This is a genomic window from Chryseobacterium shigense (assembly GCF_900156575.1).
Taxonomy (GTDB): domain Bacteria; phylum Bacteroidota; class Bacteroidia; order Flavobacteriales; family Weeksellaceae; genus Chryseobacterium; species Chryseobacterium shigense.
In genome coordinates this window covers 247224-267750 of sequence record NZ_FTNY01000006.1, presented here as the reverse complement: position 1 = coordinate 267750, position 20527 = coordinate 247224, and the positions used below count along the sequence as shown (strand labels likewise).

Sequence of the window (20527 nt, the reverse complement as noted above, 5' to 3'; positions counted from 1 at the left end):
AGGTGAAAATCATACCCACTATTCTGTTTACTGCTCCCAGCCTTCAGCTTATCGCTTTGAATACTGCTTCCAGAAATAAGATACTGCTGATCAATAGTTGTTGTAACCTGGCTTAAGAAATCCTGCGTAGAGGATGTGATATCTTTTTGCCACAATACTTCCTGAGCAGACAGCCCCAGAAGAGTGCATAAGGTCAATGCACCAGAGTAGAATTTCTTCATCTATTTGTGTATTTGAGTTAATGTTAATTTTTATAAAAGTTGCGCAAATTTAACACTTTTTAACGCATTTCAAATCTCTCAATTGAGATTTAATATAAATTTCAATTAAGTGATATATTATTAACACTTTGCAATCATCTAATGAATAAAATCAATCCATCACCCGACTAAACTTATTCCATAAAAATAAAAAGAGCCAACCCCCGAAAGGATCAGCCCAAAACATTAACTGTTTATATTGATAGAATTATGATTTCTTATTTCCAGCCACCGCCTAAACTTTTGTAAATATCCACAACCGTGCTCAGCTGTTTCTGTTTGGCTTCGATCAGCTCCATTTTTGCATCCAGAGCGTCTCTTTGGTTCAGAAGAACTTCGAGATAGTCAGCTCTTGAATTTCGGAACAATTGGTTGGCTATATCGATAGACTGATCCAAGGCTTTTGTTTCCTGGGACTTCATCTGATAGTATTGGTCTATATTTTTGACCCTCGACATAAGATTCGCTACATCCAGATAAGCATGTAGAATCGTTTTATCATATTCGTACAGCGACTGTATCTGTTTCGCATCAGCAGTCTGAAAATTGGCTTTGATCGCACTTTTATTGATCAGCGGACCAGCCAGTTCTCCTGCTAAATTGTAAGCAATGGATTCCGGCAATTTAACCAGATAAGAAGGCTTGAATGCTTCCAATCCTAAAGTAGCCGAAATTTCCAGTGAAGGATAAAATTCTTTTCTCGCCGCCTGTACATCAAGTTTTGCTGCCTTCAATTCCAATTCCGCCTGTTTGATATCAGGACGGTTGGCCAATAACTGAGAGGGTATTCCTGTGTAAACCGTTTGTGGCATCGTAGACATAAAACTTTCTTTCGTTCTTACGATGGGTTGCGGATATCTTCCCAGAAGTGCATTAATCTGATTTTCTTTCTCTGTAATGTCCTGGCGGATCGTATATTCAGCAGCTTTGGACTTTGCCAGTTCTGCCTCGAATTTCTTCACAGCCAATTCCGTAGCAGCAGCAGCTTCCTTTTGAATTTTAGAAATCTCCAATGCTCTTTGCTGCAACTTAATGTATTGCTGAATGATGTCCAATTGGTTATCAAGCGCCAGCAATTCATAATAATTATCCGCTACTTCTTCAATAAGATTGGACAGTACGAAGTTTTTCCCCTCCACTGTAGAAAGGTAGTGAGCAACCGCTGCTTCCTTTTCGGTTCTAAGCTTCTTCCAGATATCAATCTCCCAGTTCGCCATCAGTCCGCCTTCAAAATTGCCCAGCGGATCCGGCATTTCTCTTCCCGGTTCTATTTCAGTGGCAGCATCACCGGCTCCCTCACTGGTATAGCGACCTGCTTTTTTTAGGCCTGCTCCTATTCCTGCTGAAACGGTAGGGGTCAGTTTTCCTTTTTTAGCTAAAACACCGCTTTTCGCAATTTCAATTTCCTGAAGGGTAATCAGTAATTCCTGATTGTTTTTTAAAGAAGTTTCAATTAAGCTAACCAAATTGGGATCTGTAAAAAACTGTCTCCATGGGGTTGTACCACTGTTTGCATTGGCATCCTGCTGCTCTTCCTGATTGAAATTCTGAGGCAGGTTCTCTTTTACTTCATCTTTTATGACGGTAGCCATGGGAGCTCTACAGCCTGTAAGTACAAGCGATAAAGCAATGGCTGCTATATATTTATTATAAATCTTCATGTTTGTCATCGTGTTGATAAGGTTCAGTTTGTTCTGTTAAAGGATTCTCCTCTTCATATCTTGCCAGTCTTGATTTCTCTGCGATCGTTCCGAAAATATAGTAAAGTCCCGGAATAATCATCAGCCCGAAAATCGTTCCTATCAGCATTCCACCAGCTGCAGCAGTACCAATTGTTCTGTTTCCTACAGCACCTGGTCCGGTGGCTATCACCAGTGGAATAAGACCGGCGATGAATGCAAAGGACGTCATCAGGATCGGACGGAAACGGATCGCTGCCCCTTCAATCGCTGCCTGCGCTACAGGAATTCCTTCTTCCGCTTTCTTCTGAACGGCAAATTCTACAATCAATACCGCATTTTTACCCAACAGACCAATCAACATGACCATGGCTACCTGAGCGTAAATGTTGTTTTCAAGGCCTAGCAATTTCAGGCATAAGAATGCTCCGAAAATACCTGTAGGAAGAGATAAGATCACCGGCAACGGCAAAATAAAACTTTCATATTGTGCTGCAAGGATCAGGTATACAAACCCAAGACAGACTAAGAAAATAAATACAGCTTCATTTCCTCTGCTCACCTCGTCTTTAGAAATCCCCGCCCAGTCGATCCCGAAACCTCTCGGAAGTGTTTTATCGGCAACTTCCTGAATCGCTTTAATGGCCTGTCCACTACTGTATCCCGGTGCCGGAGTACCACTCACCTCTGCGGAATTATACATATTGTGTCTTGTGATCTCTGATAATCCGTATACTTTCTGCATCTTCATAAAGTCTGAATACGGAACCATCTGTTCTTTATCATTTTTCACATAGAGTTTCAGCAGATCGGTAGGCAGGGCACGGTATTGAGGACCCGCCTGTACTATTACCTTATACGGTCTGTCGAAACGGATGAAACTGGTCTCATAGTTGGAACCGATCAAGGTAGACAGGTTATCCATCGCACTTTGTATCGTCACTCCTTTCTGTTCGGCAAGATCATTGTCTACTTTCAGCATGTACTGAGGGAAACTTGCAGAATAGAAGGTAAATGCAGACCCAAGTTCGGGACGCTTCTTTAATTCTTTCACAAAATCGTTACTTACCTGCTCCATTTTATGATAATCTCCACTTCCTGCTTTATCCAGCAGACGGAGTTCAAAACCTCCGGCAGCACCGTAGCCCGGAATAGAAGGCGGCTGGAAGAATTCTATATTGGCACCGGGAATATTCTTGGCTTTTTCTTCGAGTTTTTCAATGATTTCTGCGGCAGATTCTTTACGTTCTTCCCAGCTTTTAAGGTTGATCAGACAGGTTCCTGAATTGGATCCCGTACCTTCCGTCAGAATTTCATATCCTGCCAGTGAAGAAACGGACTGTACCCCATCGATATCTTCAGATTCTCTTAATAATTCTTTAGCGATCTGATTGGTTCTTTCCAGTGTAGATCCCGGAGGCGTCTGGATAATCGCATAAATCATCCCCTGATCTTCCGCCGGAATAAATCCTGAAGGAAGGGAGTTGCTTAAGAAAAAGGTACAGGCACAAAATGCCAGCAATAATGGAAGAGTAATCGATTTTTTCTTAACGGTTTTGTTAAGCATTTTCTCATATCTTCCGGCTCCTTTCGTAAATAAATTGTTGAATTTATCCAGGAAAATAGTGATTGGCGTTCTCTTTTTAGCTTTTCCATGGTGATTTCTTAAGATCAAAGCACATAAAGCCGGAGTCAGTGTCAAAGCTACAACCCCTGAAAGGATAATCGCTGAAGCCATCGTAATGGAGAACTGACGGTAAAATACCCCAACCGGACCTGACATAAATGCAATCGGAATGAATACGGATGCCATTACCAGAGTGATCGCGATAATCGCCCCACTGATTTCATGCATCGCTTCTTCCGTCGCTTTTAATGGGGAAAGTCCTTTTTCTTCCATCTTGGCATGAACAGCTTCAATCACCACAATCGCATCATCGACGACGACTCCGATGGCCATTACCAATGCAAATAGTGAGATCATGTTCAGCGTAATTCCAAATGCGGACATGACCGCAAATGTACCCACCAGTGAAACCGGAACCGCCAGCGCCGGAATTAAGGTTGATCGCCAGTCACCAAGGAAGAGGAATACCACGATGGCCACCAGAATAAAGGCTTCAAACAAAGTATGAATAACCTTCTCCATGGATGCATCCAGGAATCTGGAAACGTCATAACTGATGTCATAGTGCATTCCTTTCGGGAAATTATTTTTCTCAAGATCTTTCATCAAAGCTTTAACATTCTTGATAACGTCACTTGCATTGGAGCCATAAGATTGTTTTACGGTAATCGCTGCAGACGGTTTTCCATTCAGTGTAGAATAGATGTCATACATTGAGGAACCGAATTCTATATCTGCAACATCTTTTAATCTTACAAATTCGCCTCCGGGCTTAGCTTTTAGAATAATATTCCCATAATCTTTTTCAGTGTTGAAACGTCCGGAATATTTCAGAATGTATTCAAAGGATTGGGAACGTTTTCCTGAGCTTTCTCCTGTCTTCCCGGGAGAAGCTTCTAAACTCTGCTGGTTCAGGGATTCCATTACTTCGTCTGCCGAAATATTATAAGCGGTCAGCCTGTCCGGTTTAAGCCAGATACGCATGGCATATTCACGGGTTCCGAGGATATCTGCGAAACCTACTCCACTAACTCTTCTCAATTCAGACATCACGTTGATGTCTGCATAGTTGAAAAGGAATTTCTGGTCCGCTTTGGGATCGTCACTGTACAGGTTAATGTACATCAACATGTTGGGTTCTTCACGGGTAATTTTTACCCCTTCACGCACGACCAGCGGCGGAAGTTTGTTGACCACGGAAGATACACGGTTTTGAACGTTTACTGCGGCTACATTGGGATCCGTTCCAAGATCAAATACGATCTGAATGGATGCTTCCCCGTCGTTACCGGCATCGGACGTCATATATTTCATACCCGGAACTCCGTTCAGACCTCTTTCGAGGGGAATCACTACTGATTTGATCAATAGTTCGTTGTTGGCTCCCGGATATTCTGCGGTGATATTTACTTTAGGGGGTGAAATGGAGGGAAACTGGGTCACTGGAAGCTTTACCAGCGACAGAACCCCCATAAATACGATGATCAGTGAGATCACGATAGACAGAACAGGTCTGCGGATGAATTTCTTAAACATACTGCTTCGTTTTACGAGTAGACTACTCTGCTTTTAGTTTCAATGACTGGAGAACTTTCTTGGGATCCTGGAATTTGGTCTTTATTTTCTGGTCATCTTTCACCTTCTGTACCCCTTCTAAAAGAATCTTATCTCCTGCTGCAAGTCCTGAACCTACAACATAGAGATCGGGAAGTTCATAAGCTACTTTTATATTTCTAGATTTCGCAGTTCCGTTTTTATCGATGATGAATACATACTTCTGATCCTGAATTTCATAAGTAGCTTTCTGTGGAATGATCAGTGCATTATGAACAGGCAAGGTCATCTGAACTTTTCCTGTTTCGCCGTTTCTAAGCAGTTTATCAGGATTAGGGAATTTTGCTCTGAAAGCAATATTTCCTGTTTCATTATCAAATTCCCCTTCTATAGTCTGAATCTCTCCTTTTTGAGGAAGCATTTCTCCGTTCGCCATAATTAAAGATACCTGATTGCTCCCTCTGTCAGCAACGTGAGTCTGGTAGGTTAAATATTCAGGTTCTGAAACGTTAAAATAGCTGTAAACATTGGTATTGTCTGATAGAGAGGTCAACAGATCTCCTTCGTCTACAAGACTTCCCAGTTTTAAGGGAATTCTGTTGATGACGCCTGAGAATGGGGCTTTAATATCCGTAAAGGATAAATGAATCTGCGCCAGTTTCATTTCAGCATTGGCTGCATCCAGTTTAGCCTTCGCCATTGCTCTCTCGTTTTTGGAAACAATATTGTTACTGGCCAAGGTGCTGGCATTTTTCAGTTCGATGGTCGCCTGTTCTACTTCTGCCTTCGCTTTCAGTACTTCTGCCTGATATAGCTGCGGCATAATTCTGAATAAGGTCTGACCAGCATGTACATACTGACCTTCGTCTACATAAATTTTTTCAAGAAATCCTTTTTCCTGTGCACGAAGTTCAATGTTTTTTACAGACTGGATCTGGGCTACATATTCTTTGTTGATCACGGTGTCCATTTTCACGGGGCTGGTGACGGGATATACAGTGGCTTCTTCTTTTTCTTCTTTCTTCTGACTGCAGCCAACAGTCAATAAAAGGGTGCTTATCGCAATGCCTGAGGCAACTCTTTTGATCATAATTCTAGAGTTTAATATAAATCGTTAATGTTTTGAATAGAATAAAACGGTAATAGAATCCTGCGCCGTGATGATTACCGACATAGGCAACGCAGTAGAGGTCCTGTCCGGACTGTGGACAGAAAACAAATCGGGGGGAAAAAGATTTTTAAATTCTGATAGAACGAATCAGAATGAATGTTTTAACATGAGAATACAGCGAAAGAAGACCATGGAACCCAGGTTTTCTGCTTTTAAAAGAACGAAGTCCAAAAATATAAACAAGACTGAATACCGTGGCGAACACGGCAATAATCTGCATGGTATCAGATAACTGAAAGTTATCTTCAGCAAGCTCCAGAGTCGTATTATCAATATTGTCGGCCATTTGCTGTACCGAGAGTTTCTCGAAAGTCTGGTTCAGGCGGTTGGCTTTTTTGGGCATATGATGAGAAACATGACCGGAATAGTCATTGCGAAGTGTTTTGACATCAAGTCTGCTTTCTACTACGAATAGCAGAAAAAGGCCGGTCAAAAAATATACTAATAGGTTTCTCATTTTGAAGTGGCAAATGTACACTTAGAAAGGTATACCGTCATAATAGATTAACAAAATTTAACTCTCCTTTAAATTAGCTGAATAAGGAAAGTATGCATTGGTCCTGTGAATAATAACGGTTTCAGTATCTGCTGAGTTGAAAGAAAAAGAAAATATACATCAATTGTGACTTGATAATGAATTAAAAATATAGGATAAAAAAGAAATTGCATCTAAAAATGAGCCCTACAATTTCATTTAATGGACGTCAGTAATCAATTATTGACAATTATTGTTTTAATAGTTGTTGGCTGCTCGATAAATCTGAAAAAATAATATTCATTTCCTTTTGATATGGTAAAATAAGATGCTCCAAATAAAATCTCACGTGTATGATTTAAATCATTTTTCACTGGGTATCAACATTATATAATTTTCAATACTTTTGCACCAAATTAAAACAACAAATGTAATATGAAAAAAAACTGTACTTTTTTATTCTTAGAACCGGCTGTTTGACGCAGTATTTCAACGGTTATCAGCTGAGCAACCTTTACTGAAATAAAATCATTTTCAAGATTCAGAAGAAGACTTTCTAAAGGAGATATAATGCCCAACAGATAGAAACATCAGATTAATTTATGTAAAATTAACATATATTTATTAAAAATATTTGTAAATTTATATACTATTAATACCACTAATTCATGACACCTATTCAAATCACTTATCACTATGAAAAAATTATTTACATCAGTTCTTATAGGGCTGGCAGTCCTTTCCTCAACAGCGTGTAAGCATCCGGGTAAAGAATCCGAAACGCTCACTGAAGCAGCACCTGAAAACAAAGATGAAATCTCTAAAGACGTTTTTACAGACAGTTACGGAGAAAAAATTGAAGTTACTATCAACCACACCAAAAACACAGCTACCATTCATCTGGAAGGTAAAACGTATGACCTTAAGAAAAGCGATGCTCTTCCTGAATATACAGCAAGCAATGAGGAATATCAGTATTCGGATATCAAAGGGAATATTACTTTACTGAAAAAAAATGTTGATATGGTTCTGTTCCATGCAAAGCGTGAAACGAAAGGGTCAGGATCTGCAAAAATGGCCTCATACTAATTTAAGAACCAAAACATCACACCAATCTTACAAATTAATAATTATGAAAAACTTATACTATTATTTATCAGCTCTTTTTTTACTGGTATTTCTTACCGCATGTAAAACACCTCCTGTTCAAAAGACAACCGATATTATGGGCAAAACATGGAAGCTTACGGAACTGAACGGACAACCTATCCAACTAAAAAACCCTAAAAACAATCCTTATTTCAAGCTTAATACAGAAGGGATGAGATATGAAGGCCATGCAGGCTGTAACGGGGTTGGAGGTACTTTTGAGATCAAGCCTGATCTCATGAGAATCAAATTCAACCAGGGAATGTCTACCATGATGGCTTGTGAGGATCTTGAAACAGAGCAGTTGTTCACCAAAGCTTTGCTTGCTGCCGATAACTATTCCGTGAATGGCAATATACTGACCTTAAACAAGGCGAGAATGGCTCCTTTGGCTAAATTTGTTCTTCAGCCTTAACTGAATTTAAAATTTTACGATATAAAAAGGTGGCTTGGAGTTTCTCAGCCACCTTTTTTTATTTATTAACCTGAATTTAAATCAAGTGATTAAAAGATACGGATCGTAGAGTTTAAGGATGAAATGATTTGAATGCTGTAATTTTATCATGTTTTAAACTACCCCGTCTTTTTGCTTTGCAAAAATCCACCCCTTCATCGAAGGGGAATTAGGGTCGAGAACAATTGGTCGTCATTTCAATTACGGACAGCATCACTCAACAAACTCATCAATCCAATCGGGAACCCGAATCCCGCAACAAATTCATAACTCATAACTCCTTCAAACCCGGAACTCGCAACCCCTATTTTAAGACTTCCTATAGATCATATAACTTACCAGCAGACTAATATTGACCAGAACGGCAAATGCATTGGACAAAATAATAGGCAGCTCATTTTTCATACAACCATACCACACCCACAGTGAAAGCCCTGATATAAGGACAATCAGCATGACCAGAGAAATATCATCCACATTCTTATCTCTGATTACCTTGATCAGTTGAGGGATCATAGAAATAGAGGTCAAAACACCGGCTATTATTCCCAAAATATTTTCATTCATAGTTAAAATTCTCTTTTGAAGATATGAATTTCTTCGCTATTTTATAACGATCCTGAAATTATTTAAATCGATCGCTGGAAACTTCTTCATGCAATGGAATACCTTCTTCAATAAACTGGTACAAACTTCTTGAAAAGTAGCATCCATTTAAAATTCCCCTTGCGCCAAGACCATTGAAAACATAAAGGTTCTTGAACGATTCATGCCTTCCGATAATCGGTCTTCTGTCTTTTACGGTTGGTCTGAAACCAAAGTTCACTTCTTCCACATCAAAATCATGGGGATAAATTTCAGACAACCCCTTGACAAGTTGCGCCACCGCAGATTCGTCTATATGATGATGGAGTTGCTCTCTATCATAAGTTCCGCCATAAAAATGAAGTCCGTTATCTGTTGGGAATAAGAAATGTTTCTTTTTAATGGTAATGTCCTTTGGAATGGACTCAGAAAGTTTTACTTTGATATGATGCCCTTTATTTGGAATAACGGCAATGGTTGAGAAGAAAGGATTTTCTTTCACTCCCATTCCTTCACAGAATATGATATTTTTTGATTGCCAGTCTTTATAGGAACCCGAAGTAACATCTAATTTTTCATAATCAAACTTTTCATTGATCAAAAGTTCTTTTTTTCCTAAAAAATCAAATAGATCTATGAAAAAGGCGCTTACTTTCAATCTGGCAGACTGATTGACCTTTCCGGTGTTAAAGTTGTTTTTTACTACCTCTAAATGATCGAAATTTTCATCGAGAAAGCTGGAAAGTTCTTCAGTTTTGGATTTTTTTATCCACAGGTTCTGTTCGTTTTCATCATGAAAAATTCGGTGAATCGGCGAATCCACGAGATAATTTTTTCCCGTGTAAGATTCTATCTCTGTGAGGGTATCTTTAAGAAAGTCGATCTGTTCCTGTGCTTTCCAGAAAGTTGTGAATTTTTTTAGGACGACAGGGTTGATAATTCCCGCAGAAACCTGTGAAGCGCTCTTTCTTCCTTCTGAGAAGAGGACGAAAGATTTGTTATGCTTAATTAACTGATGGGCGAAAAATAATGCTGCATACCCGTCTCCAACAATGATATAGTCTATATGTTTCATAATAAAAAAAACCTGAGTAAAAGTACTCAGGTTTTATATAAATATCAAGTGAAATCTTAGTAATTCCACATATCATTTTCCATGTTAAGGATCTGATTTTTGATTCTTTCACTTTCAGCTAACTGATCGTCAGCATCTTTAGGAATATAGTCCTTGATGGTACCGTCTCCTAAACCGCCTGATGATTTATAGATCACTGAAGAGAATCTTCTTGCATTGATGATATCATCGAAAGACAGGTCAGCAGAAGAGTTTTTTCTGTTGTAAACATAATTGTTTGCCAACACGTCTCTTGCATTCGGATAGAAGATCCAGAATAAATCGATAAGCTCGTCATTACTAGCAATCGGCTTTCCATCTGGTCCAATAACTCCCTGTACAGCAGGATCTGGTCCCATTGCTGCAATACCAAGAGGTCTGTACTTCATCTGTCCATCTCTCTTATCAATAAACCACATACCCATGATTTTAAGAACTTTTACTTTATCGGTAGTCGTCTTGAAAACGTCGGTATATTCTTTTTTCTCCTGATCTGTTAGTTGTCTACCAGAGTTAAGAATATCAATCGCAGCATCATTGATAATTACTTTTTCCAATCTTTTTTGGATCCCTTCCGGTGTCAATTTTACCGTAAAGTTTTCATCATCATAAACCTGCTCAATTTTTCCGGTTAACGCTGCATCTAATAATAACTGATATAGAGATCTTGTAGGTGTCGCAAGAAGTCCGTCCGGATTATCATAATAGAAAGGCTGGTTGATCTTATCATTCATATCGATGATCTCCCAAACAAACATACTCTTAAAGATATCTTTATCTTCTACAAAACCATATTCAAGAGGCTTTACTGTTTTATCAATAATAGTATCACCAACTTTTTGTTTGTTTTCCTCTCTCATCTGTCTGAACTCTTCCGGAGAAGTTGCGTTCAGAATAGTTTGGGATAAAGCAAATCCCGAAACTAATACTAAAAGGGTGCTAATATATTTTTTCATAATAAATTACAATTTTAGTCCTATGGAATATTAATGATTATAGGAGTAATATTTTTAATTACCTGACCGTCCAGACCTTGAGCAGTAACTTTGATATCAAAGATGGAAACTACGTCTCCTGATCTAAGATTCTTCACCAATCCAGCGGCATCATTTAATGAACTTCCATGAACTAGTAGTGCTGCTCTTCCCGGTACTCTTACCATAAACTGAGTTACAGTAAACGAAACTGGGAAGTCAAAATCAGGTATAGCTGCTTGTACTGTCTGATTCTGAATAGATGTTGCCGGCATAGAGACCATACTTTGTCCTCTGATCTGACCTTGTGGCGGCGGTACATTCTTAATTCTATATTCAAATACCTGAGATACAGATTTTCCGTAAGGATCTATTCCTGATAATGTAAGCTTAACTGTATTTCCTGAGGTAGGTTTCACACTCCACTTACCACCACCCAGGCTCTTCACAGAAGCTCCAGGAGCAGATAATGAAAGTTTAGAATTATCAGCACCTAAGATGGATCCTGAAACAGGGTTCTCAAGTCCTCTATACATCACATTCATTTTATCAGCAGAAAGTAATAATCCTTTTTCAAGTTTTACTTCTCTTGGTCCTGCAATGACGTTATAAGTATGCGTCCATGGGAAACTTTGAGGTTTTCCTGAAGCATCCGTTAAAGTAATGGTTCCTCCAAGTTTATGTTCTCCGATCCCTGAACCTGAAATAGAGATAATCCCTTTTCCATTTTCCACTTTACCTACACCTGAAATACCAATTTTGTTGCTGGTAGAATACGTACCTAACATTACTTTTACTTCAGCCTGTTTTCCTGCCTGGATATCTACCGGACCAGAAACGATAGGCTCGTAGCTTGAGAATTTGATATTAGCATCCACTTTCTCCTGAAGTAATAGTGCCAATGCATCAGATTGAACGTTTCTTGCATCATTCTGAATGATCTCAAGATTTGAGATCGCCGCGATTAACGGCTGATGATAGAACTTGTTCTGAAACCAGGTCTTATCGTTCGGAGATTTTCCTTTTGGATATTCAGCAATCAAAGACTTGTTTGCTCTGTCTACTAAATCTTTCAACTGTGCATTATTCCCAAAAGTAGCATTGATATAATTTCTTACATCATCAATTTTAGCTTTTAAGTCTAAAGCGCCTTTTGAAGGTGTATTTTCTTCTCCTTCTTTAAAGAAATAATCTGTAGTCGCCTCGTTATTGTTAAGCGCTGCAAAATTTTCGCTTACATCAATATCTTTTCCTGTTTTAGGGTCTTTATCATGAAAATCAGAAGTCTTTTTAAGGTTATCCTTAATGCCTTGAGCCGAAGCAACTAAAGCATCAATTTTACCTTTTAAAACTTTATACTGTCCCCAAGGTTGAGCATAGGTATCTGGAACCTGCTGTGCTTTAGCCTCAAGCGTTTTTTCGAAAATCTTTTCGTTCTTATTCTCTGTTAAAGTTCTTGTTTCATTCAATGCTCTGGTAGAGTCGTAGTATGATCTGATGATTTCTGCATCAATATTAAGGGCCATCATAGCGATGAACACCAGATACATTAGGTTGATCATCTTCTGACGAGGTGTCTGTTTTCCTTGTGCCATTCTCTTTTCTTTTAGTTTTTGATTAAGTAGTTAAATTTAGAAATGGTTAGGAAATTAAGACTTCATAGCAGTAAGCATACCACCATAAACTCTATTTAAGCTGTTAAGATTAGTTGTTAAACCTTGTAACTCTTGGTTGAATTTTTCAGATTGCTCTGCAGATTTCTGCATATCTGCTACATATTTGTTGGCAAATTCAGATTGTCTTTTACCACTTTCAAGCTGCATTGTATATAAAGCATTCATACTTTCCATATGCTGAGCTGCTTTGTTAAGCTGTTCATTATATTTATGAGTAGAAGCTGATACGTCAACAGTCTGATTGATCTGATCAACAGAACTAGAGAACTTGTCGATACCTGTTCTTAGTCTGTCAAACAACTGAACATCCAGTTTTGCATCCTGAAGCATTTTGTCTAATTTATTTGAAAGAGAATTTTCTAATTCTGCAAACTGTTGTGCATTGTTTTTAGATGACACATTAGAATGTAAAGGGTTTGGGTGTGCATGTTTATCTAATAATTCAGGATAAACATTCTCCCATGCATAAGATTCTTCTGATTTTGGAGGGTCAAATGCGAAAATAATAAAGATAATAGCCTCGGTAATAAGTCCCACAGTAAGAGCGATATTACCATTAATTGGTCCCAAGGTAATGTGAGTAATTTTAAGCCAAGCTCCAAGAATTACAATTGCAGCACCGAATGAATAAAAGAAATTCATCCAAGCATCTTTAGTCTTAAACATATTAAGTTAGTTTTTTTGTTAAATAAAATTGTTATTGAAAATAATTGTCTGGTTAATTATCTGTTAACTCTTCTTGGCTTCACTGCTGCTTCAGGAATATCCTGTACAGTTCTGAATCCGATATAGCTTCTTGCAGAATCTTTTCTTTCCCAATCTCTAGCACCTGTCATCAGGGCATATCCTATATCTTTCCAAGAACCACCTCTTACAGATCTCTTCGTATCCTTTTTATCTTTAGTAGAAGGATTTAACGTAGAGGAGAACCCATAAGAAGAGTTGTTATACGCAGATTCTGTCCATTCAGAAACGTTTCCAGCCATATCAAATAACCCAAATCCATTTTTCTTAAATTTCTTTACTGGAGCTGTATATGTATAAGTACCTTTTTTCTCGTCTTCCATGTAATTACCTCTCTTCGGTTTGAAGTTGGCCAGGTAGCAACCTCTGTCATCCATTAAATATGGACCACCCCAAGGGTAAGTAGCATTTTGCATTCCGCCTTTTGCAGCATATTCCCACTCGATTTCTGTAGGCAGACGGAATATCAATGGTCTTTGTTTTTTTCTTTTTAAGCTTTCGTTGTAGTCTGTTTTCAGTTTAGATCTGAAGTTACAGTAAGCTCTCGCCTGATCCCAGGTTACCCCTACTACAGGATAATCTTTGTAGGCTTTGTGCCAGAAATACTGTTCAAACAAAGGTTCGTTATACGTAAAATGGAAATCATTTACCCAAACCGTTGTATCAGGATAGATCGCAATGCTTGAACTCTTAAGGTAGTTAGCACCTCTTTCGTTGTCAGCCAATGCGGCATCCATATCTCCCCACTGATAGTTGTATTTTAGTTTACTTACGTCTAAAATTCTTTCGTTTCCGATTCTAGAAGAAGCAGGCAGATACATAGACTCAAGAACCTCTGCATATTCTACATCAGGGTACTTTCCAGTGCTCCAATGTAAAGGAATTTTCCAGTCTAATTTCTTACTTGCATCATACGCTCCGTCTTCTCTTCCTCCCTGACCTTCTAAATATTCCTGATAAGGTGTTAAATTTTCTTCTTTTTTAGCAAGGTATGCATAGTCACCTATGCTTGCTCCTTTACGTCCGCCTTCTTCACCGCCTTCCCCAGCGGCTTCAGCTAATAGAGTTCTCGCAATGGAATCTCTTACATAATTGATAAATACCCTGTACTCAGCGTTGGTAGTTTCTGCTTCATCCATGAAGAAAGAAGAGACCGTAACGGTTTTCAATGTTGCTTTTTCCGGCGTATTTGTTGGGTCTTGATCTGCCAAACCAGCAACAAATGAACCTGCTGGAATAGCCACCATTCCGAATGGTCTTTCCGCAACAAATGATTTCGTTTTTTCTCTTGGTATCAATTCTCCTTTCGTTCCAGGCTTCCCTACAGAAGAACTGCCACCACCTGAACAAGATACTGATGCTACCGACGCAGACAATAATAAAAGAAATATCCTTTTCATGTTAATTTTTATAATTAAGCCGTAAATATATAATTTTTTTAAGAAACTTTTAAGATTTTTTTTGAAATAACGGAAGAAATCTAAATTTATTTTATTTACAACTACTTTTTATTCTACAGTTACGGATTTTGCAAGGTTTCTTGGCTGATCAACATTCGCTCCTCGGTATACAGCAATGTAGTAAGCCAATAGCTGTAAAGGCACCGATGCTACAATGGGTGAGAAACATTCTGAAGTCTCAGGAATTTCAATAACATAATCTGCCATTGCACTTACCTGCTTATCTCCTTTATTAACCACCGCAATAACCTTTCCTTTTCTTGCCTTAATTTCCTGAACATTACTCACAATCTTGTCATAGTGTCCTTTTTTAGGAGCAATGATAACAATAGGCATATTCTCGTCAATAAGGGCAATAGGTCCGTGTTTCATTTCTGCTGCCGGATATCCTTCTGCATGAATATAAGAGATCTCTTTCAGTTTTAATGCCCCTTCCAATGCCGCAGGATAATTGTATCCTCTTCCTAAATAAAGGAAATTGGTAGTGTTTATAAAATCTTTGGCGATATTTTGAGTCAGCTCGTGAGTCGTACTTAAAACTTCTTCTATCTTTTTAGGAATAGCATCCAATTCGGCAATTAAGCTCATGAATTCAGCATTTCCAAGGTTACCGTTATGTTTCCCTAATTTAAATGCTATCAAAGTAAGAATGGTAAGCTGTGCAGTAAATGCTTTAGTAGAAGCTACCCCAATCTCCGGACCTGCATGGGTATACGAACCTGCGTCTGTAATTCGTGCAATAGAAGAATCTACTACGTTACATATACCATATATAAATGCACCTTTTTCTTTTGCCAGCTTCAATGCAGCCATTGTATCTGCTGTTTCTCCGGATTGGGAAATAGCAATAACAACGTCTTTATCCGTAATAATCGGATTTCTATATCTGAATTCTGATGCATATTCTACCTCTACAGGTATTCTTGCATATTCTTCAATAAGGTATTCTCCGATAAGACCCGCATGCCATGAAGTACCACAAGCAATGATGATGATTCTGTTTGCATTCTTGAATCTCTCTAAATGATCCCAGATCCCTGCCATTTTTATAATGCCCTCATCTACAAGAAGTCTTCCTCTCATCGTATCATGTATAGATTTAGGCTGTTCGAAGATTTCTTTAAGCATGAAATGCTCATAACCCCCTTTTTCTATCTGCTCTAAGCTTAGCTTAAGCTCCTGAATTTCAGGTTCAATCTTAGAATTATCATTAATAGTTCTGATATCTACCCCATTTTCCAACGAAATAGTAGCCATGTGTCCTTCTTCAAGATAAATTGCCTCTTTTGTAAATTCTACAAAAGGAGAGGCATCAGAAGCAATAAAGTATTCTTTATCGCCAATTCCGATAGCCAGTGGAGACCCTAATCTTGCTACAACCAAAACTCCAGGATAATCTTCGTGAAGTACTGTAATAGCATAAGCTCCATATACTTCATTCAAAGCATATCTTACTGCTGTAGGGAAATCTGTATCCGATTTTAAATCTATAAAATACTGGATAAGATTCACCAGTACTTCTGTATCGGTTTCCGATTTAAAAGTAAATCCTTTTTCTGTAAGCATTGTTTTAATAGTATCATAGTTTTCTATAATACCGTTATGTACAACTGCTATTTTTCCATTATTTGATAAATGCGGGTGTGAGTTTCTATCACTTGGCACGCCATGTGTCGCCCATCTGGTATGTCCCATTCCTATTTTGGCAGTTCCTTTCAACTGTTCTGAAATACTAACCAAATCATCTACCTTGCCTTTTGTTTTTTCTACTTCAAATTTTTTATTTGAGCCTTCTAAAACAATTCCAGCACTGTCATACCCTCTATATTCTAATCTTCTAAGACCGTTGATAACAATATCATACGCATCCTGAAATCCTGTATATCCTACAATTCCGCACATATTTTTTCTAGTGTTTTTTTTATTTTTTTGTACCGTAAATAATTTTTAACTGAATTCTGTTGGCATTATTTTTATCCGATCCAACAAAAACCGCTCTTTCTGTTGCGAAAGATCTTGAGGTGAATTTATACCCCCCATAAGTACCTGTTGTAGTTAGAATAAAATCTCCCATACTTAAAAGCAATAAGTTATTGTCTTTACCGCCTTCTACAATATCTTTCACCGTTTTCGTAACAACAAAATCATAATAAGAAGGATTTTTATCCAAGTCATATGATTTCATCATGCCAAAGCCAGCCGTAAGGTCAGAAGTAAAACCTGATGGTTCAAGCAATCCCGTTTTTTCGTTTTTTGTCAAAGGGACAAGATTGAAATTATTGTTTTGCCTTCTATAGTTATTACTCCATGTTGCTGCGTCCGTAAAGATTCTGATCCTAGCACTTGTAATAGCTGCTTTATCTTGATCATATAGCACTTTAAGTTTAGTAATGGTTTCATCAGGAATTTTCACCCGTATAGAGGGTCCACCCATTCCCTGTAAATAAAGCTTGCCATCCCCGTCAGTGGTGTTGATAGACTCCCTGGCCGTTTCCCATGCAGAGTTTGTTCTGTTATATTCATACTTTCCTATACGTGCATTACCAATACCTCCGGTAAGAAGTAATTTGAAAGTAGACTGCGGTCTCGTGATTGTACCATTATCATTTTTCTCATTGGTATAATACATGATCAGCTCCATCGTTTCTGTAGGAAGCTGTAAAAGATAACCATCTGTATCAGTTACAGATAACTTTATCCCTTTGAAGTATCTTGTAAAGTTAGCCGCGTCCATAAGCTCTGGCTTTCCGCTTTTATCAAGAATTTTTGTTTGGAAAAAATCTTTGTTCAAACGGATTCTAAGCCCTGCATCTGAAGTAAACAAAGCTGAATTATCTGACTTTTTTGTAATAGTTTTGGAAGTTACATTTCCATCGAACACAGCAGACCCCAGTGATTCTCCGGTATTGACAACTACGTTGGAGTATTTAAATGCATCTGTATTACTATCCAAGAAAGTCGTAATTTCATCTACATTAATATGCATTAGGGTATGTGATCCTCCCGGACCTAGTTTTGTCTTACCATACTTATTAATAAAATTAGTAGGATATGACTTTATTTCTGTGGAAACAGGTACCGTTTCAGTTCCTACCAATAAGTTTTCGTCTTTTAGAGGACGTGTAACTACTGAATCAGCAATAGAATTGGGTCTTAATACTAAAACTACAGAATCCACTTTTGGAGTCGTTCCGAAGTTAAAATTATCAGTGCTCATTCTTAACTGGGTAAGATAGGATGCTTTCTGCATCCCGAACTGTCCCTCAGAAAAAGCTCCAAGAACAGCATAAGATGTCGAGATCCCAGATGTATTAATCATATTAACAAGTCTCCCAGCATCACTTCTGATCGAATCATTATTATTAACATTATATGCAACAAGGTCATAAGAAGCTACATTGCCTTCCGCTGCACCATCGATAAAAAGCTGCTCACCCAGCGAATCCGTTTCCGGTTCGCAATTATAAAGAAGAGCACTCCCAAAAACAGCCATAAAAAGTATGGCTAAAGTCCTTTTAACAGTATGAGTCATTAAAAATGTGTTTAATAAAGTTGGTTTATAGAATCTACGTCTACGTATTCTGACTTTGGAGTTGTTGTTTCATTGAACCCTTTATCCAGGTCCTCATCCAGAAACTCATCTCCTTTTACGACCATGTCAACGTAATTCATACTTTCAATAACAAAATTTTTGATTGTCGGATTATCTAACGCTTTTAATCCTGAAATATTATCAAATGTCAATTTTTCAGCGATGTTTTTATCAAGGTCAGCGTCTTTCTCATTGTACAGGGAAAGAACGATTTTGGCATCCTTGAAATACGTGTCAGATTCGTAATATGTTTTAAGGTAAATTGGAACAAAAGAAGACATCCATCCATTTAAGTGGATCACATCCGGAACCCAGTTTAGTTTTTTAATGGTTTCGATAACCCCTCTTGCAAAGAAAATAGCTCTTTCGTCGTTGTCATCAAAAGGATTTCCTTCATCATCGACATAGTACTGCTTTCTTTTGAAGTATTCTTCGTTATCAATAAAGTAAACCTGAAGCCTTTCTCCAGGAAGAGATGCCACTTTAATGATTAAGGGCTGATCCAGGTCATTGATAATAATGTTCATTCCCGAAAGACGGATCACTTCATGAAGTTGGAATTTTCTTTCACTTATTTGTCCAAATCTTGGCATAAAAACTCTTACATCATTGCCTTCATTGTGCATCTTAAGTGCCATTTTGTTTACCACTGCAGCCATATTAGTATCTTCCTGATATGGATACATCTCTGTAGTAATGTACAGTATTTTTTGATTCGGCATAAATTTCTATCTATATTTTTGTAAAAATGCTTTAATGTGCAAAATTACAAAAAAACATTCAACATTATTTTAATTAACATTATTTTACGATAATTCCTATTTTGAATTTATTAAAAACACATATAATTATGTTATATTTTTAGTATTTTTGAATTAGTATTAAAATAAACTATGGAAGTTATAAAGAACAAGAAAACTCTTCAGGATTTCATTGAAAGACAGAAAGAAATGGGTAAAAAGATAGGCTTCGCCCCCACTATGGGAGCCCTCCACAAGGGCCATCTTTCCCTGTATGAAGAAGCCAGAAAAGACAATGACCTGGTGATTTCTTCAATTTTTGTAAATCCAACTCAATTTAACAATCCGGAAGATCTTGAAAAGTATCCAAGAGATATCAACAGAGACATTCTTATTCTGAAAAACTCAGGACTGGTCGATGCTGTATACATCCCTGAAGTAGCTGATATCTATCCTGAAAAAACAGAAAGTCAGCAGTATGACTTTGATGGACTGGAAAATGAAATGGAAGGAAAATCTAGACCCGGACATTTTGACGGAGTTGGAACTGTAGTAGAGGAGCTTTTCAGACAGGTCCATCCTGACAATGCCTATTTTGGTGAAAAAGATTTTCAACAGCTTGCCATTATCAAAAAAATGGTTGAAAAGAAGCATCTTCCTGTAAAAATCATTGGTGTCTCCATTTATAGGGCAGAAAACGGCCTTGCATTAAGCTCCAGAAACCAAAGACTTCACGAAGATCGGAAAGAGACCTCAAAAGTAATTTTCCAAACCTTAAACAAGGTAAATGACTGGTTCAGGACCATCACTATTCCTGAAATAAAAGAAAGAGTAAAAGATATTTTTGATCATGAGCATGGAATGAAATTAGAATATTTTCTGATCGCTGATGAAGATACACTGAAAGAAACCGACTTCTTCTATAAAGACAGAAGCTATAGAGCATTCATCGTGGTGGTGGTAGATGGCGTAAGACTTATTGACAATCTGCATTTGGATTGATATTTAAACACCCGTTCAACAAAAATACGACTGCACACTGCTAAAAAATAAAAAACTCTGATCATTGTCATCAGAGTTTTTTGTTTTCCATGTGTGTTATGTATATAAAAAAATCAAAGGTCTCTTGAGGAAACCTTTGATACACCAAATCACAAAATATTAATATGAAAAAAATTTACTTTTCAGTAAACTTGTGACCCGGCTGGGATTCGAACCCAGGACCCATACATTAAAAGTGTATTGCTCTACCAGCTGAGCTACCGAGTCGGTC

16 protein-coding genes, 1 tRNA gene and 1 pseudogene are annotated in these 20527 nt (G+C 37.9%); 3 read left to right on the top strand and 15 right to left on the bottom strand.

Translation table 11 applies throughout. The annotated features are described in order from the left end of the window. From BW964_RS19830 to BW964_RS19810, 5 genes and pseudogenes are all read right to left on the bottom strand, one after another. Nucleotides 1-221 (bottom strand): annotated as a pseudogene (locus BW964_RS19830) (T9SS type A sorting domain-containing protein); the annotation flags it as partial. Between the two features lie 257 nt (nt 222-478). After that, complete coding sequence (locus BW964_RS19825; protein ID WP_076509918.1) at nt 479-1921, bottom strand: TolC family protein; 1443 nt, start codon at nt 1919-1921, stop codon at nt 479-481. Then, a complete protein-coding gene (locus BW964_RS19820; RefSeq protein WP_076509884.1) occupies nt 1908-5102 on the bottom strand; it encodes an efflux RND transporter permease subunit in 3195 nt (1064 codons plus the stop codon). Before BW964_RS19820 ends, BW964_RS19825 begins: the two co-directional genes overlap by 14 nt. Nucleotides 5103-5124: 22 nt before the next feature. Beyond that, the gene (locus BW964_RS19815) at nt 5125-6210 is read right to left on the bottom strand and encodes an efflux RND transporter periplasmic adaptor subunit (protein ID WP_185117127.1); all 1086 of its coding nucleotides are present in this window, start codon (nt 6208-6210) and stop codon (nt 5125-5127) included. A gap of 148 nt (nt 6211-6358) precedes the next feature. Beyond that, nucleotides 6359-6748, bottom strand: a complete 390-nt coding sequence (locus tag BW964_RS19810; RefSeq protein WP_076509882.1) for a hypothetical protein — start codon at nt 6746-6748, stop codon at nt 6359-6361. 714 nt (nt 6749-7462) lie between these two features. On the opposite strand from BW964_RS19810, the gene BW964_RS19805 reads away from it, so the two are divergent. Further along, on the top strand, nt 7463-7855 hold the full coding sequence (locus tag BW964_RS19805) for a hypothetical protein (protein ID WP_076509880.1): 393 nt from the start codon (nt 7463-7465) through the stop codon (nt 7853-7855). A 43-nt stretch (nt 7856-7898) separates the two neighbouring features. Then, complete coding sequence (locus tag BW964_RS19800; protein WP_076509878.1) at nt 7899-8330, top strand: META domain-containing protein; 432 nt, start codon at nt 7899-7901, stop codon at nt 8328-8330. Nucleotides 8331-8678: 348 nt separating this feature from the next. On the opposite strand, the gene BW964_RS19795 is transcribed toward BW964_RS19800, so the two are convergent. The 9 genes from BW964_RS19795 to BW964_RS19755 form a co-directional block, all read right to left on the bottom strand. Further along, entirely contained in the window at nt 8679-8936 is a 258-nt protein-coding gene (locus BW964_RS19795) for a SemiSWEET transporter (RefSeq protein ID WP_076509875.1), read from the bottom strand. A 58-nt stretch (nt 8937-8994) separates the two neighbouring features. Continuing rightward, nucleotides 8995-10029: an NAD(P)/FAD-dependent oxidoreductase gene (locus BW964_RS19790; protein ID WP_076509873.1), complete on the bottom strand. Its 1035-nt coding sequence runs from the start codon at nt 10027-10029 to the stop codon at nt 8995-8997. A 56-nt stretch (nt 10030-10085) separates the two neighbouring features. After that, complete coding sequence (gene porN, locus BW964_RS19785; RefSeq protein WP_076509871.1) at nt 10086-11024, bottom strand: type IX secretion system ring subunit PorN/GldN; 939 nt, start codon at nt 11022-11024, stop codon at nt 10086-10088. 20 nt (nt 11025-11044) lie between these two features. Beyond that, complete coding sequence (gene porM / locus BW964_RS19780) at nt 11045-12637, bottom strand: type IX secretion system motor protein PorM/GldM (RefSeq protein ID WP_076509869.1); 1593 nt, start codon at nt 12635-12637, stop codon at nt 11045-11047. Nucleotides 12638-12691: 54 nt separating this feature from the next. Further along, nucleotides 12692-13384: a type IX secretion system motor protein PorL/GldL gene (porL, locus tag BW964_RS19775; RefSeq protein WP_076509867.1), complete on the bottom strand. Its 693-nt coding sequence runs from the start codon at nt 13382-13384 to the stop codon at nt 12692-12694. 56 nt (nt 13385-13440) lie between these two features. Further along, nucleotides 13441-14862, bottom strand: coding sequence for a T9SS ring complex lipoprotein PorK/GldK (porK, locus tag BW964_RS19770; RefSeq protein ID WP_076509865.1), 1422 nt, complete (start codon nt 14860-14862; stop codon nt 13441-13443). A gap of 108 nt (nt 14863-14970) precedes the next feature. Next, a complete protein-coding gene (glmS, locus tag BW964_RS19765) occupies nt 14971-16824 on the bottom strand; it encodes a glutamine--fructose-6-phosphate transaminase (isomerizing) (protein ID WP_076509863.1) in 1854 nt (617 codons plus the stop codon). A gap of 19 nt (nt 16825-16843) precedes the next feature. Beyond that, nucleotides 16844-18454, bottom strand: a complete 1611-nt coding sequence (locus tag BW964_RS19760) for a DUF4270 family protein (protein WP_076509861.1) — start codon at nt 18452-18454, stop codon at nt 16844-16846. 11 nt (nt 18455-18465) lie between these two features. After that, nucleotides 18466-19236 (bottom strand): glycogen/starch synthase, encoded by a 771-nt coding sequence (locus BW964_RS19755; protein ID WP_073331647.1) that lies wholly within the window; start codon nt 19234-19236, stop codon nt 18466-18468. A 171-nt stretch (nt 19237-19407) separates the two neighbouring features. Here BW964_RS19755 and panC point away from each other — a divergent pair, with 171 nt between their 5' ends. Next, complete coding sequence (gene panC, locus BW964_RS19750) at nt 19408-20256, top strand: pantoate--beta-alanine ligase (RefSeq protein ID WP_076509859.1); 849 nt, start codon at nt 19408-19410, stop codon at nt 20254-20256. 194 nt (nt 20257-20450) lie between these two features. On the opposite strand, the gene BW964_RS19745 is transcribed toward panC, so the two are convergent. Then, nucleotides 20451-20523 (bottom strand) — tRNA-Lys (locus BW964_RS19745). Nucleotides 20524-20527: the final 4 nt, after the last annotated feature.